Genomic DNA, 22,745 nt, shown 5'->3' with positions numbered 1-22,745 from the left:
GTTACGCCGCGCGTTACGCGAGCCCGGCCCGCTCCAGCGCCTCGAAGCCGGCCCGGAGCGAGGCGATCCGGTCGTCCAGCGTGAAGCCGGCGGGGGCCAGCGTGAGCGTGGTGACCCCGGCCGCGGCGTACGCCTTCATGCGGTCGGCGATGCGGTCGACGGAGCCCAGCAGGGTGGTCTGGTCGATCAGGGCGTGCGGGATGGCGGCGGCCGCGCCCTCCTTGTCGCCGGACAGGTACTTGTCCTGGATCTCGGCGGCTTCCTTCTCATAGCCCATGCGCTGGGCGAGCTGGTTGTAGAAGTTCTGCTTGCGGCTGCCCATACCGCCGACGTACAGCGCGGTGTACGGACGGAACATGTCGGCCAGCGCGGCCACGTCCTTGTCCTCGCCGACGGCGAGCGGCAGCGTCGGGCAGACGTCGAAGCCCTCCATCGTCTTCCCGGCCTTCTCACGGCCCGCGCGCAGGTGCTTGATCGCGGTGTCCTCGAGGTGGTCCGCGGAGGGGAAGATCAGCAGCGCGCCGTCGGCGATCTCGCCGGTCTGCTCCAGGTTCTTGGGGCCGATCGCGGCGATGTACAGCGGGATGTGCTCACGCTCGGGGTGCACGGTCAGCTTGAGCGGCTTGCCCGGGCCACCGGGCAGCGGCAGCGTCCAGTGGTCGCCCTCGTACGAGAGGCGCTCGCGCGTCATCGCCTTCCGTACGATCTCCACGTACTCGCGCGTGCGCGCCAGCGGCTTGTCGAACTTGACGCCGTACCAGCCCTCGGAGACCTGCGGGCCGGAGACGCCGAGGCCGAGGCGGAAGCGGCCGCCCGACAGCGAGTCGAGCGTGGCGGCCGTCATCGCGGTCATCGCTGGCTGGCGGGCCGGGATCTGGAAGATGGCCGAGCCGACGTCGATGCGCTCGGTCTGGGCGGCGACCCAGGTGAGCACGGTGGCCGCGTCGGACCCGTAGGCCTCGGCGGCCCAGCAGACGGCGTATCCGAGCCGGTCGGCCTCCTGGGCGACGGCGAGATTGTCCGCGTCCATTCCGGCACCCCAGTAGCCGAGGTTGATCCCGAGCTGCATGGCCGATTCCCCTTACCGATCAGTAACGTCCCTTGTGCCGGAGACCCTAGCGCGCTGGTGGGCGCGGCGGCAGGGACGGGTTGGGCCCTGGCGTCGGATTCCCGTCGTCCGCCCGAACCTCGTTGTCCACAGGGCCCCCACGCGGTGAGTTCTGGCCAGTAATCTCGGCGTCCATGGAGCAGAGGCATCTCGGCCGTACCGGCCTGCGTGTGTCCCGGATCGGACTCGGCACCCTCACCTGGGGGCGGGACACCGACGAGCATGACGCCGCGGACCTCTTGAAGGTGTTCTGGGAAGCGGGCGGAACCCTCGTCGACACCGCGGACGTGTACGGGGACGGGGAGGCCGAGTATCTGCTCGGACGCCTCATAGAAGGGCTCGTGCCGCGCCGGGACCTGGTCATTTCGACGAAGGCGGGGAGCGTGCCCGACCCGGAGCGCCGCTTCGACGGCTCGCGCGGCCATCTGCTGTCCGCCCTCGACGCCTCCCTCGCGCGCCTCGGCACGGACTACGTGGACCTGTGGCACGTCCACGCGTACGACCCCGGCACGCCCCTGGACGAGACCCTCCAGGCGCTCGACCTGGCTGTCAGCAGCGGACGCGCGCGCTACGCGGGCGTGTCCAACTTCTGCGGCTGGCAGCTCGCCAAGGCCGCGACCTGGCAGCTCGCCGCACCCGGGACACGGACGCGGCTGGCCAGTACGCAGATGGAGTACTCCCTCCTCCAGCGCGGCGTCGAACGGGAGGTACTGCCGGCCGCCCTCGACCTGGGCGTCGGCCTGCTGCCCTCCTCACCGCTCGGCCGGGGCGTGCTCACGGGCAAGTACCGCGGTGGGACACCGGTCGACTCCCGGGGCGGCTCGGAGCACCTCGCGCCCTTCGTCGCGCCGTACCTGGACGACACGGCGAGCGGCATCGTGGACGCGGTGACGACCGCGGCGGACGGTCTCGCCGTGACACCGCTCCAGGTGGCTCTCGCCTGGGTCCGGGACCGGCCCGGCGTCGCCGCCCCCATCGTCGGCGCGCGCAACGCGCAGCAGCTCACGGCCGCGTTGTCAGTGGAGACCCTTAGTCTTCCTGACGAGATCTGCCGGGCGCTCGACGATGTGTCGGCACCGGTGCACCACTATCCCGATCACGACTGGAGCACGCTGTGACCACGGAGCCCGAGACCACGGACGACGCGGAGCCGGGGACGCCGGGCGCGGACACGGCCGACGGCGCCCCAAAGACCGCGGGCGAGGGCGCTTCCGAGGGCGCCGCGGCCGAGGGCACTGAAGCGCAAGCCTCCGAAGGGGCCGCCCAGTTGTCCGAGGCCGAGGCCGAGCTGGCGGCCCAGGCTCTGGAGCGGGAGCGCATCGAGCGGCGGAAGGCCGAGAAGCAGGGGCCGATCGAGGCCGGGGCCAAGCTGAGCGGGAAGGCCGCCGATCTGCTCGCCGCGGTGCGGGCTGTGGAGAGCGGCGAGAAGCCCGTGGCTTCCGCCTTCCGCGAGCCCGAGCCCGCGCCGCGCAGGGCCGCGCAGGAGCCCGTGCGGCGGCCGCAGCCCGTGGCCGCCCCGGCCGCCGCCCCCTCGGCGCCGGCCGTCACGGCGGAGACCGTCGACGGCGTACGGGCCGTACTGACCGAGGGCGGCGCGCCCGACACGCTCGCGCCACAGGTCGTCGCCGCCCTGGGCGAGGGCGCCGACGAGCAACTGCGCGAGGATCCCTGGCAGTTGCTGCGCGTCCCCGGGGTGCGGCCGGAGCAGGCCGACGGGTTCGCCCGCGCGCTGCTGGGTGCGGAGTGCGGCCCCGACGACGAGCGACGCGGGCGCGCCGTCACCGTCTGGCTCCTCGAGCAGGCGGCCCTCGCCGGACACACCGCCCTCGACGCCCCGGCGCTCACCGCCGCGCTCTCCCAGCGCTCGGTGCCGGACCCGGACGCGGCCGTCCAGGGCACCCTCGCGGAGGGCGAGGCCCTGGTCTTCCAGGACGCGCTCGACACGGCGGCCCCCGCCCAGGAGGAGGGGGCCGAAGAGGGCGAGGAGCGCCCGGTCCGCGTCCTGGTGGGCCTGGAGCGGTATGCCCTGGCCGAGGAGAGCCTCGCCGACGGACTGGCCCGGGTGATGAACTCCGTGCCGAAGGAGGACGGTTCGGCCGCCGACTGGGAGCAGGCCGCGGCGTCGGCCACCCGCTCCGCCGCGGAGCTGATCCGCGCAGTCGCGAGCCATGGCCTGGTCCTGCACACCGGCGGGGACGCGTCCCAGGCCGAAGCGGCGGCGCTGCTGTACGCCGCGCGCGGTCTCGGCCTGCGCGGCTGGGCCGCCACACACACGCCGGGCGGCCGCGACCGCTTCACGGCCCAGCTCGCCCACCACGACCTGCCGGGCGGCCCCGAGGACGGCGTCGGCACCGGTGTCACCACCGTCGCGGGGCTCCTGTCCGGCGCCGAGGGCCCGGGCCGGGACGCGGACGGCGCCTTCGAGCTCGACCTCCTCGTCGTCCTCGACGCGCCACAGCTCGACGTCGAGACGGCGGCGATGCTCGCCGAGTCACTGCCGGACGGCGCGCGACTGGTGCTGAGCGGGGACCCAGGGGTGCTGTGGTCGGCGGGTCCGGGGAGGGTCTTCGCGGACCTGATCGCCGCCCGCGTGTGCCCGCAGGTGGCCTCGCGGACGCCGGACCCCGGGCCCATCGGCGAGCTGGTCTCCGGGGTCGGGATCGGTGAGCTGAACCAGGTCGAGGCGCCCGGCAAGGAGGTCGTGATCGTCCCGGTGCGCGACGCCGGCGAAGCGGTGCACCGGACCGTGCAGCTCGTCGCGGACTCGGTGCCGCGCGCGATCGGCATCCCGGCCGAGCAGACGCAGGTGATCACGCCGGGGCACGGCGGGGCGGTCGGCACGCGCGCGCTGAACACCGCGCTCAAGGAGCGGCTGAACCCCGGGCCCGGGCGCTTCGGCGGCTTCGACCCGGGCGACCGGATCGCGTACTCCCCCGCGCCGGGACGGTCGGTGCCGGGGCGCGTGGTGAAGGCCGACGCCGACGGGCTGCACCTGGAGTGCGCGGGGCTACCCGTCGTCGTGCCCAAGGAGCGGGTGGAGCAGGCCGTGCGGCACGGTTGGGCGCTCACGGCGCACCAGGCGGTGGGGATGCGCTGGCCCGCCGCGGTCGTGGTGCTCCCTGGCGATGCCGCGCAGTCGCTGACCAGGCCGTGGGTGTACACGGCCTTCGGCCGCGCCGAGCGGCACCTGTCCGTCGTCCATGGGGTGGAGCAGGCCCTGCCGCGGGCGGTGGCGGAGGTCCCGCAGAAGCCGCGCACGACGCGCCTGCCGGCCCTGCTCAAGGCCCAGGCACCGGCGGCCGGCTGACCCGGCTGACCTCCCGGAGCCGGAGTGCACCACCGCATGGGTGGGCACCCGGCACCGTGGGCAACCGGGGGGTGCGCAGTTCGGCGCTTACGAGGTGCCTCCCCCAAGCTCTTCGAGCAAGGGGGTACCCCCAGTGCCCACCCGTATCCGCCTGGGGGTCCCCCACGCCGTTAAGGCAGTGGGGGAGGCACGATTGCCCACAGCCACGACAGCGGGTGGGCCGCCGCCCCCAGCAGCACGCAGCTGAGACAGCGGCTGGGCTGTCGCCGGTGGTGGCGGACCGCAGGTGTGGCGGCTGAGATCAGCGGTCGGCGTCCGAGGGTTCCAGGTCGCCGTCGGGGTCGAGGTCGTCCTCCAGGTCGTCGTCCGACTCCTCGTCGAAGACCGCGCTGACGTCGAAGCGGCAGACCACCCGTTGCGGATCGATCGAATCGAACGGGGCCTCCAGCCATTCGCCGGGTTCGGCGGGTTCGTCCGCGGCGGTCACCCAGAGCGTGGAGTCGCCCTCCTCCAGGCCGAACTCCTTGTGCCGGGAGGCGATCTCGTCCGGTTCGAACTCGCCGAACAGGACACCGAGCGCCCCGTGGACCGTGCCGGAAGCCGCGTCGAAGCCCGCGCCGGCGGTGGCGCCGTCCTCCTCCACGGCCTCCACCCGCTGGGCCTGCGCCAGCAGCCGCTGCGGCTCCACCACCGCGTAGTCCCGGCGGATCAGCACGCTCAGCGCGTGCGGCTCCTCGGGGCCCGTGTACGGCAGCATGTCCTCCGTGCCGGGGATGTCGAAGGGGGTGACCTCGTCGTAGCGGTCGAAGAGCAGTTCGTCGTACTCCTCGGCCGCCGCGGCCAGCTCGTTGAACGCCTCGTAGACGGCCGGATCGTCCTCGCCCGACCTGCGCTCGACCGCGGCCAGGTGGCGGTCGAGCGCGGTCTTGATCGCCTCGGCGGCGGCGCGTACCTCGGCAGCGGTGGGCTGCACAGCATCAGACATAGTGCAGACGCTATCCGTACAGGGCCTCTGCCCGCACAATAGATGCGATGCCGGAATACGAATTTGTCGACGTGTACGTACCGCGCGGGGTCTCCCGCAAGGAAACGACACGCCTGCTGACGGACCATGCCGAGTACGGACACTGGGAGTTGGACCGCCTGAGCCTGCTGCGCGACGGCAGCCGCAAGGTGCGGTTGCGCCGGCGGATCATCCGCCAGGTGCGTGCCACGTGGTGAGACAGGGCGCATGAACGGAGCGGGCCCCGCGTCGACGGGGCCCGCTCCGTTTTCTCAGGTTCGTGCGTTACGCCGAGGCGCGCGCCTTGCGGTACAGCACCGCACCGGCCAGCAGCGCACCCGCGCCCACCGGCAGCACGCTGCCGATCGGCAGGTCGCTGCCGGTGTGGGCGAGCTGCGCGGCGGCTCGGGGCTGGGCGACGGAGCTGTCGCCCTGCCGGCTGACGCGCAGGGAGCCATCCGGCGTCCGCCCGCGCGCGGCGGGCGGAGTGTCCGGCGTGACGGAGTGGACCGGCGTGGCCGGCTGGTGCGGGATCCTGGGCTGACCCGTCTGCCCGGGCGGCGTCGTCACACGCCCGTCACCAGGAGGAACCGTCACGCGCCCGTCGCCGGGAGGTGTCGTCACGGTCCCGCCACCGGGAGGCGTCGTCACCGTCCCGCCACCGGGAGGAACCGTCACGGTCCCGCCACCGGGAGGTGTCGTGACGGTCCCGCCACCGGGCGGAACCGTCACGGTCCCGCCACCGGGAGGCGTCGTCACGGTCCCGCCACCGGGCGGAACCGTCACGCGCCCGTCGCCGGGCGGCTGGGTTTGGCGGCCGCTCGCCGAACCGCCACCGTTGGCGCAGTCGTTGCCCATCGCGGGGTTGCCGATGCCGATGACGTTGACGCTGTTGCCGCACGCGTTGACCGGCACGTCGATCGGCACCTGCACCGTGTTGCCGGAGCCGACGCCGGGCGAGCCGCTGGTGCGTCCGTCAGCCCGCGCGCCGCCGGAGCCGCCCGAGGAGCTGCTACCTCCCTGGTTGGCGCACTTGTTGCCCATAGCCGGGTTGAGGGCCCCGACGACGTTCACCGTGTTGCCGCAGACGTTCACCGGAACGTGCAACGGCACCTGCACCGTGTTGCCGGACAGTACGCCGGGTGAGTTCGAAGCGGAGCCGCTCGCCCCCGAGTCGGCGTGGGCGTAGCCGCCCGCGGCGGCGATCACGCCGGTCGCCGCCGCCACGGTCATCAGACCCTTGCGGGTACCTTGTCGCATTGCTGATTGTCCCTGCCTTCGATCCAGCACTGAAATTCGTGCTCTGAATTCGTTGCGAAAAGACCGGTCGGCCCCGGAACGCATGGCGCGCGCTCCGGAGCCGATGAGTTAACGCCCCTCAGGGGGTAGACGTCACTGGTTAACGCAAGTGTTGCCGAAGGCGGGGTTCAGCAGCCCGATCACGGAGACCGTGTTGCCGCAGACGTTCACCGGGATGTGCACGGGAACCTGGATGACGTTGCCGGAAGCGACGCCCGGGGAGTGCACGGCAGCACCCTGGGCACCCGAGTCGGCGACGGCCAGGCCCGCACCCGCGAGAACCAGACCACCAGTGGCAGCCGCAGCAGCGACGACCTTCTTGATCATTATTCCTCCTTGTTGGCAAATGCGATCCCAAGTAGCGGATCGCATCACCTGTAACGAGGAGGGAGTAATGGAGCTACGAGCTTATGGTCGGATTCACTCTTCTCAGTGCACTCCGCACGCGCGGTCGATTACTGGAGTTTCGTTTCACTGGACCAATTCAGGACGCGTCGATGAAACGGTCGAGCACCCGTACGCCGAACTGCAGCGCATCCACCGGAACCCGCTCGTCGACACCGTGGAACATGCCCGCGAAGTCCAGCTCCGGCGGCAGCTTCAGCGGGGCGAAGCCGAAGCAGCGGATGCCGAGGTCGGCGAAGGACTTGGCGTCGGTGCCGGCCGAGAGCATGTACGGAACGGCGCGCGCGATCGGGTCCTCGGCGGACAGCGCGGTCTGCATGGCGTCGACGAGGGCGCCGTCGAAGCTGGTCTCCAGTGCCTTGTCCGCGTGCACGTCCTCACGCTTCACGCGCGGGCCGAGAATCCGGTCCAGGTCGGCGAGGAACTCCTCCTCGTAGCCCGGCAGATAACGGCCGTCGACGTGCGCGGTGGCCTGCCCGGGAATCACGTTGACCTTGTAGCCGGCGCCCAGCTGGGTCGGGTTGGCGGTGTTCTGCAGCGAGGCGCCGATGAGCTTGGCGATACCGCCGAGCTTGGCGAGCGTCTCATCCATGTTCTCCGGGTCGAGCTCGGTGCCGAGCGCGTCGCCGAGTTCGTCGAGGAAGTGCCGCAGCGTCTTGGTCACGCGCACCGGGAACGTGTGCCGGCCGAGCCGCCCGACGGCCTCGGACAGCTCGGTGATCGCGTTGTCCTTGTGGATCATCGAACCGTGACCGGCGGTGCCGTCCACGGTCAGCTTCATCCAGTGCATGCCCTTCTGGGCGGTCTCGACGAGATACAGCCGCAGCTTCTCGTTGACCGTGAAGGAGAACCCGCCGACCTCGCCGATCGCCTCGGTGACGCCCTCGAAGAGGTCCGGGTGGTTGTCGACCAGGTGCCGCGCCCCCCACGTACCACCCGCCTCCTCGTCCGCGAGGAAGGCGAGCACGATGTCGCGGGGCGGCTTGCGCCCGCTGCGCAGCCGGTCGCGGACGACCGCCAGGGTCATGGCGTCCATGTCCTTCATGTCGACCGCGCCGCGGCCCCACACCATCCCGTCCGCGATCTCTCCGGAGAAGGGGTGGTGGGTCCAGTCCGCCGCGTTGGCCGGTACGACGTCGGTGTGGCCGTGGATGAGCAGCGCGGGCCGCGAGGGGTCCTCGCCCTCGATACGGGCCACCGTGGAGGCGCGCCCCTTGTGCGACTCGAAGATCCGCGGTTCGAGCCCCACCTCGGCGAGCTTCTCGGCCACGTACTCCGCGGCCTTGCGTTCGCCCGGTCCGGAGTGGTCCCCGTAGTTGCTGGTGTCGATCTGGATCAGCTCGCGACAGAGGTCCACGACCTCGTCCTCGCCAGAGACGCTCCTGGCCGTGTTCGACTCGCTCACGCTGATTCCTCCCACTGTCGCTGCTGGTGGTCCCCCTCATCCTCCCTCCGACCCCTGCTCCGCCCCAAGGCCGGACCCGGCCCGTCACACGCCGTTCACGCGGGAACAGGGCGTGATCAGGAGCCCTGGAAAGCCTGGTAATGTTTCCTCTGTCGCCGCGGGGGAAACCCCGCACGACAGACACCTTGTCCGGGTGGCGGAATGGCAGACGCGCTAGCTTGAGGTGCTAGTGCCCTTTATCGGGCGTGGGGGTTCAAGTCCCCCCTCGGACACGTGAGATGAGCGAGGGCCGCGACCAACAGGTCGCGGCCCTCGCTCGTTGTGTTCGCCGTGTTACGGACAGATGTGGGGCAGATCTCGTCAGGATGACGGACCCCCACGTCAGAGCTCCGGAACGAGAGGTTCCGGTGACCCCATAGGGCGTCTCCACATGGCTGACGACCAGGTCCGCGGCTAGCGTCGTACTAAAATTTCACGCTTGTTCGGAGCTGGACCGGAAGATCCCCAGGCATACCTGCGGGCCCGCCAGCGCCCCGGAGACTCCGGGAACAACACGTGAGGACCCGATGGCAGCCCTCGAGCAAGGCCCCGCACTCGCGCTGTTCGACGAGGAGGTGCGCGCGGAGTTCGGCGACCCGGCGCGCTTCTCCGCCGCCTCTGCCGCCTCGCCCCGCACGCTCGTCGACATCCTCGACGCCTCCGTCCGGGCCCACCCCGACGAGCCCGCACTGGACGACGGGCACCGCTGCCTCACCTACCGTGCGCTGGCCGTCGAGGTCGAGGCGCTGCGGCGACGGCTCGCGGACGCCGGGGTCGGACTCGGCGACCGGGTCGGCGTCCGGGTCCCCTCCGGCACCAACGACCTGTACGTCGCGATCCTCGCCGTACTGGCCGCCGGTGCCGCCTATGTGCCGGTGGACGCCGAGGACCCGGACGAGCGGGCCGAGCTGGTGTTCGGGGAGGCGGAGGTACGCGCGGTCATCGGGGCCGGGCACGAGCTGTCCGTCAACGGCAGGTCCGAGGCTCCCGCCGCGCGGCCCGGCGTCGAGCACGACGCCTGGATCATCTTCACCTCCGGCTCCACGGGCAAGCCCAAGGGCGTGGCCGTCAGTCACCGCAGTGCCGCCGCGTTCGTGGACGCCGAGGCCGGGCTGTTCCTGAACGAGGACCCGATCGCCCCGGGTGACCGGGTCATGGCGGGCCTCTCCGTCGCCTTCGACGCCTCCTGCGAGGAGATGTGGCTGGCCTGGCGGTACGGCGCCTGTCTGGTGCCCGTGCCGCGCTCCCAGGTCCGCAGCGGTGCGGACCTCGGGCCCTGGCTGGTCGAGCAGGAGATCACCGTCGTCTCCACCGTGCCCACGCTGGCCGCCCTGTGGGAGCCCGAGACGCTCAACGAGGTCCGGCTGCTGATCTTCGGCGGCGAGGCCTGCCCGCCCGAGCTGGCGCAGCGGCTCGTCACGGAGGGGCGCGAGGTCTGGAACACCTACGGGCCGACCGAGGCGACCGTCGTCGCCTGCGCCTCGCTCATGACCGGCGAGGAGCCGATCCGGATCGGGCTGCCGCTGAACGGCTGGGAGCTGGCCGTCGTCGACGAGGCCGGGGAACCGGTACCGATGGGCGGCAGCGGGCAGCTGGTGATCGGCGGGGTCGGGCTCGCCCGGTACCTCGACGCCGAGAAGGACGCGGAGAAGTACGCGCCGCTGGAGTCCCTGGGCTGGGAGCGGGCGTATCGCAGCGGTGACCTCGTCAAGGCGGAGCCCGAGGGGCTGATCTTCCTGGGGCGGGCCGACGAGCAGATCAAGCTCGGCGGTCGCCGCATCGAGCTCGGTGAGGTGGACGCGGCCCTGCAGGCGCTGCCCGGCGTGGCAGGGGCTGCCGCCGCCGTGCGCACCGCCCGCAGCGGCAACCAGCTCCTCGTCGGCTATGTGGTCACCCAGGACGGCTGGGACCATGCCACCGCCGTCGAGAAGCTGCGTGCCGAGCTGCCCGCCGCCCTGGTCCCGCTGCTGGCACCGGTGGACGACCTGCCGACCCGGACGTCCGGCAAGGTCGACCGCAACGCGCTGCCCTGGCCGCTGGAGGGCCTGGAGACCGGCGGCGCGAAGGAACAGCTCTACGGCACCGAGGCCTGGCTTGCCGAGCAGTGGAGCGAGGTGCTCGGCATCCCCGTCTCCGGCGCCTCCGACGACTTCTTCGCGATCGGCGGCAGCAGCCTGGCCGCCGCCCAGCTCACGACGAAGCTGCGCACCCGTTACCCCAGCGCCGCCGTGGTCGACATCTACCAGCGGCCCGTCCTGCGCAAGCTGGCCCGCCACCTGGAGGAGTCCGCGCAGGGCGACGGCGCGGCACGTGAGATCTCCCCTGTCCCGCTTCGGGCCAAGGCCCTGCAGCTCCTGCTGCTGATCCCGTTGTTCACGCTGCTCGGGCTGCGCTGGACCGTGGCGCTCGCCGCGCTCGGCAACGTACTGCACTGGTTCGGGCCGTATCCCTGGGCGCCGAGCACGTCGTGGTGGCTCGTCGCCGCCGGTGCGCTCGTCTTCTTCAGCCCGCCGGGGCGGCTCGCGATCGCGGCGGGCGGGGCACGGCTGCTGCTGCGGGGCGTGAAGCCCGGCCGGTACCCGCGCGGCGGAAGCGTCCATCTGCGGTTGTGGACGGCCGAGCGGATCGCCGAGTTCAGCGGTGCGACCTCGCTCACCGGGTCCTGGCTGGAGCGGTACGCCCGTGCCCTGGGCGCCAAGGTCGGCGCGGACGTGGACCTGCACTCGCTGCCGCCGGTGACCGGCATGCTCAAGCTGGGCCGGGGCGCGGCCGTCGAGTCCGAGGTGGACCTGTCGGGGCACTGGCTGGACGGTGACCGGCTGGAGATCGGTCCGGTGAAGGTGGGCGCCGGTGCGGTGGTCGGCACGCGCAGCATGCTGTTCCCTGGTGCGCGGGTCGGCAAGCGGTCCGAGGTGGCCCCGGGTTCCGCCGTGGCCGGGCAGATTCCGACCGGGCAGCGCTGGGCCGGAGCGCCCGCGGTCAAGCTCGGCAAGGCGAAGCGCGCGTGGCCCAAGGAGCGGCCGCAGCGCGGCACGTACTGGCGGGCGATGTACGGGGCGACCGGGTTCGCGCTGACCGCGCTGCCCGTCCTCGCGGGCCTCGCCGCCCTCCTGGTGGCCCATGGGTTCGTGAGCGCGGACGCCGGGCTCGGCGCGGCCCTGCGCGGTGCCGCGCTCGCCCTGGTGCCGGCCACGCTCACCTTCGGTCTCGCGTACGCGCTGCTGCTCCTGATCGCCGTACGCCTGCTGAGCCTGGGGCTGCGCGAGGGCACGCACCCGACCCACAGCCGTATCGGCTGGCAGGCCTGGACGGTCACCCAGCTGATGGACCGCTCCCGCGAGACGCTGTTTCCGCTGTACGCCGGGCTGATCACCCCGGTGTGGCTGCGGCTGCTCGGCATGAAGATCGGGCGGGGCGCCGAGGTCTCCACCGTCCTCGCGCTGCCCAGCCTCACCACCGTCGGTGAGGGCGCCTTCCTGGCGGACGACACGCTGACCGCGCCGTACGAGCTCGGTGGTGGCTGGATGCGGATCGGGCGGGCCGAGATCGGCCGCCGGGCGTTCCTCGGCAACTCCGGGATGACCGCGCCGGGCCGCAGCGTGCCGGACGGCGGTCTGGTCGGGGTGCTGTCGGCGACGCCGAAGAAGGCGAAGAAGGGCAGCTCGTATCTGGGGCTGCCGCCGGTGAAGCTGCCGCGTGCGACGCAGGACGGCGACCAGAGCCGTACCTACGACCCGCCCGCGCACCTGCTGTGGGCGCGGGGTCTGGTGGAGCTGTGCCGGATCGTGCCGGTGTTCTGCTCGGCGGCGCTGGCCGTGCTGACCGTGGCGGCGCTGAGCGCGCTGGGGGCGTGGGCCTGGGCGCTGTCCGGGGTCGTGCTGCTCGCCGTGGGCGTGGTGGCGTGCCTCGTCTCGATCGTGGCGAAGTGGCTGCTCGTGGGCCGGCACCGGAGCGGTGAGCACCCGCTGTGGAGCGGCTTCGTGTGGCGCAACGAGCTGGCCGACACGTTCGTCGAGGTCGTCGCCGTGCCGTGGCTGGCCGGATCCGTGCCCGGTACGCCGCTGATGACGGCGTGGCTGCGCGGCCTCGGTGCCCGGATCGGCAGGGGCACCTGGGTCGAGAGTTACTGGCTGCCCGAGACCGACCTGGTCACGCTGGAGGACGCGACGACGGTGAACCGGGGCTGTGTGCTGCAGACCCACCTCTTCCACGACCGGATCTTGCGGACGGATACTGTGGTTCTCCGTGAGGGCGCCACCCTGGGCCCGGGCGGAATCGTCCTGCCCGGCAGCACCGTCGGGGCCCGCTCCACTTTGGGTCCCGCGTCGCTGGTGATGGCGGCGGAGTCCGTTCCCGACGACACCCGCTGGCTGGGCAACCCGATCGAGGCATGGCGTTCATAGAAGTCGTGACCGGATCGGATACGAAGGGCGGTACAGCGGCACGTCGTACGAGCACAGGGCAGGGAGCAGTCGCAGCGGTGAGCGTTCAGCAGACAGTGGGATCGGACCCGTACTTCCCGGCCAACGGTGATCCCCGCTACCGGGTGCATCGGTACGAGCTCGCGCTGGACTACCGCCCCGGCCCGAACCGGCTCTCCGGCACCGCGCGGCTCAACGCGATAGCGGGCCGTGCTCCGCTCACCGAGTTCCAGCTGAACCTGGCCGACTTCCGGATCGGCCGGGTCCGCGTCGACGGCAAGGCGCCGCACTATACGCACCGCGGCGGCAGGCTGCGCATCCGCCCGGCGAAGCCGATCCGGGTGGGCGCCGCCTTCACCATCGAGGTGCACTGGTCGGGCAATCCCAAGCCGGTCAACAGCCCCTGGGGCGGGCTCGGTTGGGAGGAGCTGGAGGACGGGGCGCTGGTCGCGAGCCAGCCGATCGGGGCGCCTTCGTGGTACCCGTGCAACGACCGCCCGGCCGACAAGGCCTCGTACCAGATCTCGATCACGACCCCCTCGGCGTACTCCGTGGTGGCGGGCGGACGGCTGCTGACCCGTACGACCAAAGCCTCGACGACCACCTGGGTGTACGAGCAGTCGGCGCCGACCTCCAGCTATCTGGTCGGGCTGTCGATCGGGAAGTACCAGACGGTGCTGCTCGGCGACCCGGGGCTCGGCGGCGTACCGCAGACCGGGCATGTCCCGGTGCAGCTACTGACGGAGTTCTCCCGGGACTTCGCGCGGCAGCCCGCGATGATGACACTGTTCGAGGATCTCTTCGGGCCGTATCCGTTCGGCGAGTACGCGGTGGTCGTGACGGAGGAGGAGCTCGATGTCCCCGTCGAGGCACAGGGGTTGTCGCTGTTCGGCGCCAACCACGTGGACGGGGCGCGGGGTTCGGAGCGGCTGGTCGCGCATGAGCTGGCGCATCAGTGGTTCGGCAACAGCGTGTCCATCGCGGACTGGCGGCACATCTGGCTGAACGAGGGCTTCGCGAAGTACGCGGAGTGGCTGTGGTCGGAGCGCTCCGGCGGCCGTACCGCGCAGTGGCTGGCCGCCGCCGCGCACCGGAAGCTGTCCGCGCTGCCGCAGGACCTGGTCCTGGCCGACCCGGGCCGCAAGCTGATGTTCGACGACCGGCTCTACGAGCGCGGCGGGCTCACCCTGCACGCGCTGCGCTGCGCGATGGGCGACGGCGCCTTCTTCCGCATGCTGCGCGGCTGGGCCACCCTGCACCGCAGCGGAGCGGTCACCACGGCGACCTTCACCTCGCACGTCTCGCGCTATGCGGCGGAGCCCCTGGACGACGTGTTCGCGGCGTGGCTGTACGAGACCGCCCTGCCACCGCTGCCGACGCTGGAAGCCCCGGTTCCGGCGCGGCCCACGTACCCGCCGACCAACGCCGATTCCGCATAGGCACAATGGCCGTCATGACCAGTCGTTCCTGCCCCTGCGGACTGCCCGAGCCGTACGCGAAGTGCTGCGGGCGCTTCCACCGCGGTGAGGCCGCGGCGCCGACCGCCGAGGCGCTGATGCGGTCGCGGTACTGCGCCTTCGTGAAGGAGGACGAGGCGTATCTGCGGCGGACCTGGCATCCGCGGACGCGGCCCGCGCGGCTCGACTTCGACCCGGGGATGCGGTGGACCGGCCTGGAGATCCTCGATACGAGTCAGGGCTCGGCGTTCCACTCCGTGGGAACCGTGACCTTCCGGGCCTCCTACTGGGGCGGCTCGCTGCACGAGCGCAGCCGCTTCGAGCGGGTCGACGGGGCGTGGGTGTACGTGGACGGGGACTTCCTGGAGTAGGACCCCCTAGGGTGCCGACCTCCTAGGGTGCCAGGATGTCCAGCTCCTGGAGCGCGCCGACCGTGATCTCGCGGGTGAGCTCCTCCGCGCGGGCCGCGTTGCCCTCCCGTACGGCCTCCGCGACCTGGACATGCAGGGTGACGGCGGCGGGATCAGGATCCTCGAACATGACTTCGTGGTGGGTACGGCCCGCCAGGACCTCCGCGACGACGTCCCCGAGACGGGCGAACATCTCGTTGCCCGACGCGTTGAGGATCACCCGGTGGAAGGCGACGTCGTGGACGAGATATGCCTCCAGTTGATGGCCACGTGAGGTGGCGACCATGCCGAGGGCGCACTCGGTGAGCTCGGCGCACTGCTCGGCGGTGGCGTGCTTGGCGGCGAGGCCCGCGGCGACCGGTTCGATCGCGGAGCGCAGCACGGTCAGCGAACGCAGCTGGTGGGGGCGGTCGGCGCCGGCCAGCCGCCAGCGGATGACCTGAGGGTCGTACACGTTCCACTCGGCCTTGGGGCGGACCGTCACGCCGACGCGGCGGCGGGACTCGACGAGGTGCATGGATTCGAGCACCCGGACCGCCTCGCGCATCACGGAGCGTGACACCTCGAAGCGCTGGGCGAGTTCGTCCGTCCGCAGCACGCTGCCCGGCGGGTACTCACCCGCCGTGATCGCCGGCCCGAGGGCTTCCAGTACATCTCCGTGCAGCCCCCGGCCCCGTGTGGTCATGGGGTCAGCGTACGAGGCCGCGGTCGCGAACAAAAAGTCAGACTTATATGTCACAGACTCTTGAATTCGTCGTACCTAATGCGTTTCAGTGTCGTCGACATCAGATGTAGATGAAGACAGCGAGAGCACGATGCAGCTGACGCGTACCCCCCATGTCGTCGTGGTCATGGGCGTGGCAGGAACCGGCAAGACCACCATCGGTCCCCTGCTCGCGGCCCGGCTCGGCGTCCCGTACGCCGAGGGCGACGACTTCCACCCGCAGGCCAACATCGCCAAGATGACGGCCGGCACACCGCTGACCGACGAGGACCGGTGGCCGTGGCTGGACGCCATCGGCCGCTGGGCTCACGAACGGGCCGGACTCGGTGGAGTGGTCAGCAGCTCGGCGCTCAAGCGCGGCTACCGGGACCGGCTGCGGGCGGCGGCCCCCGGAGTCGTCTTCGTCCACCTCACCGGTGATCGGGGGCTCATCGAGGACCGGATGTCGCACCGCCAGGGGCATTTCATGCCAACGGCACTCCTGGACTCCCAGTTCGCCACCCTGCAGCCGCTGGAGGCGGACGAGGCGGGTGCCGCCGTGGACGTGTCCGGCGAACCGGAAGAGATCACCGAGCGGGCCGTGGCCGCGCTCCAGGCGCTCGCCCAGCCCTCGCAGTAACCCAAGTCCCCCCTTGTAGTGCCCCTTTGTAGTCCCCCTTCGAAATCCCCGTTCGAAGTCCCCCTTCGTACCTCTCTCAAGCAAGGGAACCACCGTGACCAGACTCAGCGTGGAGATGCTGGCAGCGGACACCGTCGAGCCGATCACCTCGGCGGGCCATGCTCAGCTGGGCATCGCCGTGCTGGCGGGCATCGCCGTCATCGTCCTGCTCATCACCAAGTTCAAGCTGCACGCCTTTCTCGCCCTGACCATCGGCTCGCTCGCCCTCGGCGCGTTCGCCGGGGCCCCGCTCGACAAGACCATCGTCAGCTTCACCACCGGGCTCGGCTCGACCGTCGCCGGCGTGGGTGTCCTGATCGCGCTGGGCGCGATCCTCGGCAAGCTGCTCGCCGACTCCGGCGGCGCCGACCAGATCGTCGACACGATCCTCGCCAAGGCGGGCGGGCGCGCCATGCCGTGGGCGATGGTGCTGATCGCCTCCGTGATCGGTCTGCCGCTGTTCTTCGAGGTCGGCATCGTGCTGCTGATCCCGGTGGTGCTGATGGTCGCCAAGCGCGGCAACTACTCCCTGATGCGCATCGGCATCCCGGCGCTGGCCGGTCTGTCCGTGATGCACGGCCTGATCCCGCCGCACCCCGGCCCGCTGGTCGCCATCGACGCGGTCAAGGCCAACCTCGGCCTCACGCTCGCGCTCGGTGTCCTCGTCGCCATACCGACGGTGATCGTCGCCGGTCCGCTGTTCTCGCGGTACGCGGCCCGCTGGGTGGACGTCCCGGCCCCCGACCGCATGATCCCGACCCGCGCCTCCGAGGACCTGGCGAAGCGCCCCGGCTTCGGCGCCACCCTCGCGACCATGCTGCTGCCGGTCGTGCTGATGCTGGCCAAGGCGCTGGTGGACATCATCGTCGACGACCCGACGAACATGACTCAGCGCGTCTTCGACATCGTCGGCGCGCCGCTGATCGCGCTGCTCGCGGCCGTGATCGTCGGTATGTTCACGCTGGGCCGGGCGGCCGGGTTCACCAAGGAGCGCCTCTCGACGACCGTCGAGAAGTCCCTCGCCCCGATCGCGGGCATCCTGCTGATCGTCGGCGCGGGCGGCGGCTTCAAGCAGACGCTGATCGACTCCGGTGTGGGTCAGATGATCCTGGACATCTCCAAGGACTGGTCGATCCCCGCGCTGCTGCTCGCCTGGCTGATCGCGGTGGCCATCCGGCTCGCGACCGGTTCGGCGACCGTCGCCACCATCTCGGCGGCCGGTCTCGTCGCACCCCTCGCGGCCGACATGTCGACCGCCCACACCTCCCTGCTCGTCCTGGCGATCGGCGCGGGCTCGCTCTTCTTCAGCCATGTCAACGACGCCGGCTTCTGGCTGGTCAAGGAGTACTTCGGCCTGAACGTCGGCCAGACCATCAAGACCTGGTCCGTCATGGAGACGATCATCTCGGTGGTGGCAGGCGCACTGGTCCTGCTGCTCTCGCTCGTGATCTAGGGGTACGGGAATGAGTCACCCTCTCTTCGACATCAGCGGCCGTACGGCCCTGGTCACCGGCTCCAGCCGCGGCATCGGTCTCGCGCTGGCCCGGGGACTGGCGGAGGCCGGCTGCACGGTGGTCCTCAACGGGCGCGACGCCGAACGGCTCACCAAGGCCGCCTCGGAACTGCCCGGTGATGTGCACACCGCGGTGTTCGACGTCACTGACGGCCCGTCAGTGGCCGCCGGGATAGCGGATGTCGAGGAGGGGGTGGGCCCGCTCGACATCCTCGTCAACAACGCGGGCATGCAGCTGCGCGCCCCGCTCCTGGAGTTCACGGACGCGGACTGGCACCGGATCCTGAACACCAACCTCACCAGCGCGTTCCTGGTGGGCCGCGAGGCGGCCCGTCGGATGACGGAGCGCGGCCACGGCAAGATCATCAACATCTGCTCCCTCCAGAGCGAGGTCGTCCGTCCGGGCATCGCCCCCTACGCGGCCACCAAGGGCGCGCTGAAGATGCTCACCAAGGGCATGTGCGCGGACTGGGGTCCGTACGGGGTGCAGGTCAACGGGCTCGGCCCCGGCTACATCGAGACCGAGCTGACCCAACCCCTGGTCGAGGACGAGGAGTTCAGCGCCTGGGTGCGGCGGCGCACCCCGGCCGGCCGCTGGGGCCGTACGGACGACCTGGTCGGCGGGGTGCTCTTCCTCGCCTCTCCCGCGGCGGACTTCGTCAGCGGGCAGGTGCTGTACGTCGACGGCGGCATGACGAGTGTGCTCTGAAGCTCTGAAGGGGACTTGGCGATGCTCGGTTGCGTGATCCACGGCCAGGGCGACCTGCGGGTCGACGAACTGCCCGCGCCCTCCCCCGGCCCGGGGCAGGCGCTCGTCGCCGTCCGGTACGGCGGGGTGTGCGGGTCCGACCTGCACTACTGGCGGCACGGCGGGGTCGGGGACTTCCGGCTGCGGGAGCCGATGGTGCTGGGCCACGAGGTCGTCGGGACGGTCGTCTCGTACGGTGACGGGGCATCAGCATCAGGTCCCGTGCCGGGTACGGCCGTTGCAGTACACCCGGCGACGCCGTGCGGGCTCTGTCCCGAATGCGTCGACGGCCGCCCGAACGTGTGCCGCGACACGCGGTACCTGGGCAGTGCGGCGCGTATGCCGCACGTCCAGGGCGGTTTCGCGGCCCAAGTCGTTGTCCCGGCCGGGCAGTTGCGGGCCCTGCCCGCGGGCCTGGACCTCAAGCGGGCCGCGCTCGCCGAGCCGCTGTCCGTCGCGCTGCACGCGGTACGACGGGCCGGGGCCGTGGCGGGCCGGCATGTCCTGGTGACGGGGGCCGGGCCCATCGGCTGCCTCGTGGTGGCCGCCGCGAAAGCCGCGGGTGCCGCGCGGGTCACGGTCACGGATCTGCTGCCGCGGGCGCTGTCGTACGCCGCTTCTGCGGGCGCGGATGCGGTCGTACGGGCCGACGATCCCGCCGATCCGTCGTGGCCCGCGGAGGTCGACGTCGCCATCGAGGCGTCCGGTGTCGCCGCGGGCCTCGACACCTGCCTGCGGCTCGTGCGGCGCGGTGGGGTCGTCGTGCAGCTCGGCATGCTGCCGCCCGGGCAGAGCCCGTTCGCGGGGAACCTGGTGGTGAGCCGGGAGATCGAGTTGCGGGGGGCGTTTCGCTTCGACGGGGAGTTCGACGATGCGATCGCTCTGCTCGCGGTGGAGCCGGGCTTCGACGCACTGGTGAGTGCGGTGGTCCCGCTCGGGGAGGCGGAGTCGGCGTTCGCCTTGGCGGCGGACCGCAGCCGGTCCTGCAAGGTGTTGCTGGACTTCGGGGCGTAGGGGTGGGTTTTTTCGCCCCCTCCGCCCCTACCCGTCCCGTACCTGGGGGGCTCCGCCCCCCAGACCCCCCGTATCGCGCTTCGCGCTCGTCCTCAAACGCCGGACGGGCTAAAACTCTCCAGCCCCGTCCGGCAGGCAGGGGCGGAGGGGACGGGCTACGGGCGCCAGAGTGGATGCTCTCGCTCCGCCCACTCCCTGGTCACCGATCCCGTGCGCAGCCCCTGGCGGGCCTCCGGATCGGCCAGGGCCATGCCGATGTGCCCCGCGAGGACGATACCGATCGTGAGCGCCAGCCAGTCGTGGACGAACGTCGCGCTGGTGCGCCACATCAGTGGGGTGAGGTGGGTGAACCACATCAGCAGCCCCGTGCCCAGCATCACCAGCGAGGCCCCGGCGATCCAGGAGGCGTAGATCTTCTGTCCGGCGTTGAACTTGCCCGCCGGACGGGACTCCCGGCGCTTGTCGCGCCGCAGCGCCGCCCGCAGCCACACCCGGTCGTGCGCCCCGAAGCGGTTCAGAAAGCCCAGGTCGGCGCGGAACGCGCGGGAGGCAAGGCCCGCCAGGACCGGCACGGGGAGCATCAGCCCCGCCCACTCGTGGATCCGTACGACGAGTTCACGGCGCCCGACGAGCTCGGCGAACTCGGGGATGTACAGGCACGCGGCGGTCGCCACGCACACGCCCATGAGCAGGGCGGTCACGCGGTGCACCCAGTGCTCGGCGCGGGTGAAGCGGCGTACGCGGGAGGAGCGCGGAGACACCGCCGGGGTGTCGTCAACTCGTGGGTGCATCGTCACGTCCGTTCGAGCGGCCGACCCACGCGTCCACGTCGTAGCCCCGGTTCTCCCAGTACCCGGGACGGACGTCCTCGGTGACGGTGATGCCGGAGAGCCACTTGGCGGACTTGTAGAAGTACATGGGGGCCACGTAGAGGCGGACGGGACCGCCGTGGTTGTGGCCGAGGGGCTTGTCCTGCATGCGCAGGGCGACCAGGACGTCGGAGCGCCGGGCCTGCCGCAGCGTGAGGCTCTCCGTGTACGTCCCGTCGAAGCAGGTGAACCGGATCGCCCCGGCCGAGGGGCGCACTCCCGCGGCGTCCAGCAACCGGGACAGTCGTACGCCCTCGAAGGGGGTGCCCGGTACTCGCCAGCCCGTGACGCACTGGACGTCGTGCACGAGGCGGGTCTGGGGCAGGGCCCGCAGGTCGGCGAGGGTGTAGCTCCTGGGGTGGTCGACCAGGCCGTCGACGGTGAGGCGGTAGGTCGTCTCGTCCTTGTGCGGGACGGACGACGCCACCGAGTAGTAGCGGAAACCGCCGCCGTTGGGCAGCAGGCCGGTCAGGCCGGTGGGGTCCTTCTGGGACGCGCCGGCGAGGAAGGATTCGAGGCCGCGCTGGAGCGGTGGCGCGGCGATCACGCCTAGGGCGCCGAGTCCGAGCGTGCCGAGCAGGACACGGCGGCCGATCGGCGCGCCACGCTCCTCCGGTCGCTCCGGACTCCGCTCGTCGGATCGCTCCGGTTCGCGCTCCTCGGGCTGTTCAGGCTTCACACACTGATTCGAGCACCCGCGACCCCCAAAAGGCCAGCGGCGGCGGGTGCCCGTCAGCGTTCCGTAATCACTTCTCACGTGCCGTTCAGCAAGCGTGCTCCGGGCGGGCCGCTTCAGGAGGCGGACTCGGCCGCCTTGTCCAGCTGGAACGCCTCGTTGCCGAGCCCGATCCGGGCGTGCGCCGCGGGCTTGCGGGAGCGCAGCACCAGGCCCTGGATCACGCCGACGACCAGGGCGGCCCCGATGATGGCGGGCAGCAGCCAGCTCAGCGAGGAGTCCGGTCCCGCCCCGACCAGGACGTCGAAGTCCTTGACCGTGTAGACCGCGATGACGAGCAGGGCGACGCCCGAGACCGCGGAGGTGGCGAGGCGCCAGGCCTGGGCCCGCGCGGCGCCGCGGCGGGCGAAGAAGACGATGACGGAGAGCGAGGCGGCCGCCATCAGCACGATGACGCCGAGCGCGCCGATGTTGCCGCCCCAGGTGAACAGGTGCAGCACGGGTGCGGTCGGGTCACCGGTCGGCTTGTCGTCGGCGACCGCGAAGGCGATCACACACACCAGGGACACGGTGGTCTGCAGCAGCGAACCGGTGCCTGGGGCGCCGCTCGTGCCGGCCGTACGCCCGAACGACGCGGGCAGCAGTCCCTCGCGGCCCATGGCGAAGGCGTACCGCGCGACGACGTTGTGGAAGCTGAGCATCGCCGCGAACATGCCGGTCACGAACAGGACGTGCAGGACGTCGGTGAAGGTGCCGCCGAGCCGTGACTCGGTGAGGAAGAAGAGCAGGCCCGCGCTCTGCTTCTGGGAGGCGCCGACGATCCCCGAGGGGCCGGTGGCCACGGTCAGCGCCCAGCAGCTGAGCGCGAAGAAGACGGCGACACCGCCGACGGCGAGGAACATCACGCGCGGCACCAGGATGTGCGGGCGGCTGGTCTCCTCGGCGTACACGGGGGCCTGTTCGAAGCCGAGGAAGGCCGCGATGCAGAAGCACAGCGCGGTGCCGACACCGGCGCCGGTGAGGGTGTCCGGGTTGAAGGCGTGCAGCGACAGGCCCTCCTTCGCCGGGTCGGCGACCGCGGCGATGTCGAAGATGACGACGAGGACCACCTCGATGACCAGCAGTACGCCGAGCACGCGCGCGTTGACGTCGATCTTCAGCCAGCCGAGCGCGCCGACGAGGAGCACGGCCACCAACGCCGGTATCCACCAGGCGACTTCGAGCTCCAGGTAGGTGGAGAACAGCCCCGACACCTCGAAGCCGAAGATGCCGTAGATGCCGACCTGGAGCGCGTTGTACGCGACGAGCGCGACCAGCGCCGCGCCCGCGCCCGCGGTGCCGCCGAGGCCGCGCGAGATGTACGCGTAGAACGCACCCGCGTTGTGGACGTGCCGGCTCATCTCGGCGTACCCGACGCTGAAGAGCACGAGGACGACGCCGAGGATGACGAAGAGCAGCGGCTGCCCGACGATACCCATCACCGCGAATGTGGTGGGCATGACACCCGCGACCACCATGAGCGGGGCGGTCGCCGCGAGGACGGACAGCAGCAGACCCCCCGTGCCCAGCCGGTCGGCGCGCAGGGCGCGCTCCTGTCCCTTGAAGGTGCTGATGGCGCCGCCGTCGGCGGCCGGTCTGCCCGTGCTCGACGTACTCGAAGTGCTCGAACTGCCCGTCGTCATCGCGGGG

General features: G+C 71.5%; 19 protein-coding genes and 1 tRNA gene. 11 read left to right on the top strand and 9 right to left on the bottom strand.

What is annotated here, in order from left to right; translation table 11 throughout:
* Nucleotides 1–13: 13 nt before the first annotated feature.
* Complete coding sequence (locus ACFY0T_RS13400; RefSeq protein ID WP_388868543.1) at nt 14–1,069, bottom strand: LLM class F420-dependent oxidoreductase; 1,056 nt, start codon at nt 1,067–1,069, stop codon at nt 14–16.
* Between the two features lie 173 nt (nt 1,070–1,242).
* On the opposite strand from ACFY0T_RS13400, the gene ACFY0T_RS13395 reads away from it, so the two are divergent.
* Complete coding sequence (locus ACFY0T_RS13395; protein WP_388868540.1) at nt 1,243–2,226, top strand: aldo/keto reductase; 984 nt, start codon at nt 1,243–1,245, stop codon at nt 2,224–2,226.
* The gene (locus tag ACFY0T_RS13390; protein WP_388868538.1) at nt 2,223–4,415 is read left to right on the top strand and encodes a helix-hairpin-helix domain-containing protein; all 2,193 of its coding nucleotides are present in this window, start codon (nt 2,223–2,225) and stop codon (nt 4,413–4,415) included. The genes ACFY0T_RS13395 and ACFY0T_RS13390 overlap by 4 nt, the downstream gene beginning before the upstream one ends.
* A gap of 301 nt (nt 4,416–4,716) precedes the next feature.
* Here ACFY0T_RS13390 and ACFY0T_RS13385 read toward each other — a convergent pair whose 3' ends face one another.
* Nucleotides 4,717–5,400 (bottom strand): hypothetical protein, encoded by a 684-nt coding sequence (locus ACFY0T_RS13385; RefSeq protein WP_388868535.1) that lies wholly within the window; start codon nt 5,398–5,400, stop codon nt 4,717–4,719.
* A 47-nt stretch (nt 5,401–5,447) separates the two neighbouring features.
* On the opposite strand from ACFY0T_RS13385, the gene ACFY0T_RS13380 reads away from it, so the two are divergent.
* Entirely contained in the window at nt 5,448–5,636 is a 189-nt protein-coding gene (locus ACFY0T_RS13380; RefSeq protein WP_028801646.1) for a DUF5703 family protein, read from the top strand.
* 67 nt (nt 5,637–5,703) lie between these two features.
* On the opposite strand, the gene ACFY0T_RS13375 is transcribed toward ACFY0T_RS13380, so the two are convergent.
* The 3 genes from ACFY0T_RS13375 to ACFY0T_RS13365 form a co-directional block, all read right to left on the bottom strand.
* Nucleotides 5,704–6,678, bottom strand: a complete 975-nt coding sequence (locus tag ACFY0T_RS13375; RefSeq protein ID WP_388868532.1) for a chaplin family protein — start codon at nt 6,676–6,678, stop codon at nt 5,704–5,706.
* A 132-nt stretch (nt 6,679–6,810) separates the two neighbouring features.
* Nucleotides 6,811–7,044 (bottom strand): chaplin ChpH, encoded by a 234-nt coding sequence (gene chpH, locus ACFY0T_RS13370; protein WP_388868529.1) that lies wholly within the window; start codon nt 7,042–7,044, stop codon nt 6,811–6,813.
* 157 nt (nt 7,045–7,201) lie between these two features.
* Nucleotides 7,202–8,527, bottom strand: coding sequence for a M20/M25/M40 family metallo-hydrolase (locus tag ACFY0T_RS13365; protein WP_388868527.1), 1,326 nt, complete (start codon nt 8,525–8,527; stop codon nt 7,202–7,204).
* A gap of 187 nt (nt 8,528–8,714) precedes the next feature.
* Here ACFY0T_RS13365 and ACFY0T_RS13360 point away from each other — a divergent pair.
* From ACFY0T_RS13360 to ACFY0T_RS13345, 4 genes are all read left to right on the top strand, one after another.
* Nucleotides 8,715–8,799 (top strand) — tRNA-Leu (locus ACFY0T_RS13360).
* A gap of 294 nt (nt 8,800–9,093) precedes the next feature.
* On the top strand, nt 9,094–12,969 hold the full coding sequence (locus ACFY0T_RS13355; protein ID WP_388868524.1) for a Pls/PosA family non-ribosomal peptide synthetase: 3,876 nt from the start codon (nt 9,094–9,096) through the stop codon (nt 12,967–12,969).
* A 77-nt stretch (nt 12,970–13,046) separates the two neighbouring features.
* Entirely contained in the window at nt 13,047–14,426 is a 1,380-nt protein-coding gene (locus tag ACFY0T_RS13350) for a M1 family metallopeptidase (RefSeq protein WP_388868521.1), read from the top strand.
* Between the two features lie 14 nt (nt 14,427–14,440).
* Nucleotides 14,441–14,815: a YchJ family protein gene (locus ACFY0T_RS13345; protein ID WP_388868518.1), complete on the top strand. Its 375-nt coding sequence runs from the start codon at nt 14,441–14,443 to the stop codon at nt 14,813–14,815.
* Nucleotides 14,816–14,837: 22 nt separating this feature from the next.
* On the opposite strand, the gene ACFY0T_RS13340 is transcribed toward ACFY0T_RS13345, so the two are convergent.
* Entirely contained in the window at nt 14,838–15,539 is a 702-nt protein-coding gene (locus ACFY0T_RS13340; RefSeq protein WP_388868516.1) for a FadR/GntR family transcriptional regulator, read from the bottom strand.
* Between the two features lie 130 nt (nt 15,540–15,669).
* Between ACFY0T_RS13340 and ACFY0T_RS13335 the strand changes: the two genes are divergently transcribed.
* The 4 genes from ACFY0T_RS13335 to ACFY0T_RS13320 all read left to right on the top strand — a co-directional run bounded on the left by ACFY0T_RS13335 (nt 15,670) and on the right by ACFY0T_RS13320 (nt 19,511).
* Entirely contained in the window at nt 15,670–16,197 is a 528-nt protein-coding gene (locus tag ACFY0T_RS13335; protein WP_388868514.1) for a gluconokinase, read from the top strand.
* 94 nt (nt 16,198–16,291) lie between these two features.
* Nucleotides 16,292–17,689 carry a GntP family permease gene (locus tag ACFY0T_RS13330; RefSeq protein WP_388868512.1) on the top strand — a complete coding sequence of 466 codons (1,398 nt, stop codon included), beginning with the start codon at nt 16,292–16,294 and terminating at the stop codon, nt 17,687–17,689.
* Between the two features lie 10 nt (nt 17,690–17,699).
* The gene (locus ACFY0T_RS13325) at nt 17,700–18,458 is read left to right on the top strand and encodes an SDR family oxidoreductase (protein ID WP_388868509.1); all 759 of its coding nucleotides are present in this window, start codon (nt 17,700–17,702) and stop codon (nt 18,456–18,458) included.
* 21 nt (nt 18,459–18,479) lie between these two features.
* Entirely contained in the window at nt 18,480–19,511 is a 1,032-nt protein-coding gene (locus ACFY0T_RS13320) for an L-idonate 5-dehydrogenase (RefSeq protein WP_388868507.1), read from the top strand.
* A gap of 155 nt (nt 19,512–19,666) precedes the next feature.
* On the opposite strand, the gene ACFY0T_RS13315 is transcribed toward ACFY0T_RS13320, so the two are convergent.
* The 3 genes from ACFY0T_RS13315 to ACFY0T_RS13305 all read right to left on the bottom strand — a co-directional run bounded on the left by ACFY0T_RS13315 (nt 19,667) and on the right by ACFY0T_RS13305 (nt 22,738).
* A complete protein-coding gene (locus ACFY0T_RS13315) occupies nt 19,667–20,302 on the bottom strand; it encodes a cytochrome b/b6 domain-containing protein (RefSeq protein ID WP_388868504.1) in 636 nt (211 codons plus the stop codon).
* The gene (locus ACFY0T_RS13310; protein WP_388868501.1) at nt 20,286–21,059 is read right to left on the bottom strand and encodes a molybdopterin-dependent oxidoreductase; all 774 of its coding nucleotides are present in this window, start codon (nt 21,057–21,059) and stop codon (nt 20,286–20,288) included. Before ACFY0T_RS13310 ends, ACFY0T_RS13315 begins: the two co-directional genes overlap by 17 nt.
* 113 nt (nt 21,060–21,172) lie before the next feature.
* Nucleotides 21,173–22,738 carry an APC family permease gene (locus ACFY0T_RS13305; protein ID WP_388868499.1) on the bottom strand — a complete coding sequence of 522 codons (1,566 nt, stop codon included), beginning with the start codon at nt 22,736–22,738 and terminating at the stop codon, nt 21,173–21,175.
* Between the last annotated feature and the right edge of the window lie 7 nt (nt 22,739–22,745).

This window comes from Streptomyces sp. NPDC001530 (assembly GCF_042894545.1).
Taxonomy (GTDB): Bacteria; Actinomycetota; Actinomycetes; order Streptomycetales; family Streptomycetaceae; genus Streptomyces.
This window is presented reverse-complemented; position numbering and strand designations above follow the sequence as displayed.

Bases quoted from the DNA above. Each gene is read 5' to 3' on its own strand.
- ACFY0T_RS13335 (WP_388868514.1), top strand. From the start codon at position 15,670: ATGCAGCTGACGCGTACCCCCCATGTCGTCGTGGTCATGGGCGTGGCA.
- ACFY0T_RS13320 (WP_388868507.1), top strand. From the start codon at position 18,480: ATGCTCGGTTGCGTGATCCACGGCCAGGGCGACCTGCGGGTCGACGAA.
- ACFY0T_RS13375 (WP_388868532.1), bottom strand. From the start codon at position 6,678: ATGCGACAAGGTACCCGCAAGGGTCTGATGACCGTGGCGGCGGCGACC.
- chpH (WP_388868529.1), bottom strand. From the start codon at position 7,044: ATGATCAAGAAGGTCGTCGCTGCTGCGGCTGCCACTGGTGGTCTGGTT.
- ACFY0T_RS13400 (WP_388868543.1), bottom strand. From the start codon at position 1,069: ATGCAGCTCGGGATCAACCTCGGCTACTGGGGTGCCGGAATGGACGCG.
- ACFY0T_RS13325 (WP_388868509.1), top strand. From the start codon at position 17,700: ATGAGTCACCCTCTCTTCGACATCAGCGGCCGTACGGCCCTGGTCACC.
- ACFY0T_RS13305 (WP_388868499.1), bottom strand. From the start codon at position 22,738: ATGACGACGGGCAGTTCGAGCACTTCGAGTACGTCGAGCACGGGCAGA.
- ACFY0T_RS13340 (WP_388868516.1), bottom strand. From the start codon at position 15,539: ATGACCACACGGGGCCGGGGGCTGCACGGAGATGTACTGGAAGCCCTC.
- ACFY0T_RS13345 (WP_388868518.1), top strand. From the start codon at position 14,441: ATGACCAGTCGTTCCTGCCCCTGCGGACTGCCCGAGCCGTACGCGAAG.
- ACFY0T_RS13395 (WP_388868540.1), top strand. From the start codon at position 1,243: ATGGAGCAGAGGCATCTCGGCCGTACCGGCCTGCGTGTGTCCCGGATC.
- ACFY0T_RS13355 (WP_388868524.1), top strand. From the start codon at position 9,094: ATGGCAGCCCTCGAGCAAGGCCCCGCACTCGCGCTGTTCGACGAGGAG.
- ACFY0T_RS13315 (WP_388868504.1), bottom strand. From the start codon at position 20,302: ATGCACCCACGAGTTGACGACACCCCGGCGGTGTCTCCGCGCTCCTCC.
- ACFY0T_RS13385 (WP_388868535.1), bottom strand. From the start codon at position 5,400: ATGTCTGATGCTGTGCAGCCCACCGCTGCCGAGGTACGCGCCGCCGCC.
- ACFY0T_RS13380 (WP_028801646.1), top strand. From the start codon at position 5,448: ATGCCGGAATACGAATTTGTCGACGTGTACGTACCGCGCGGGGTCTCC.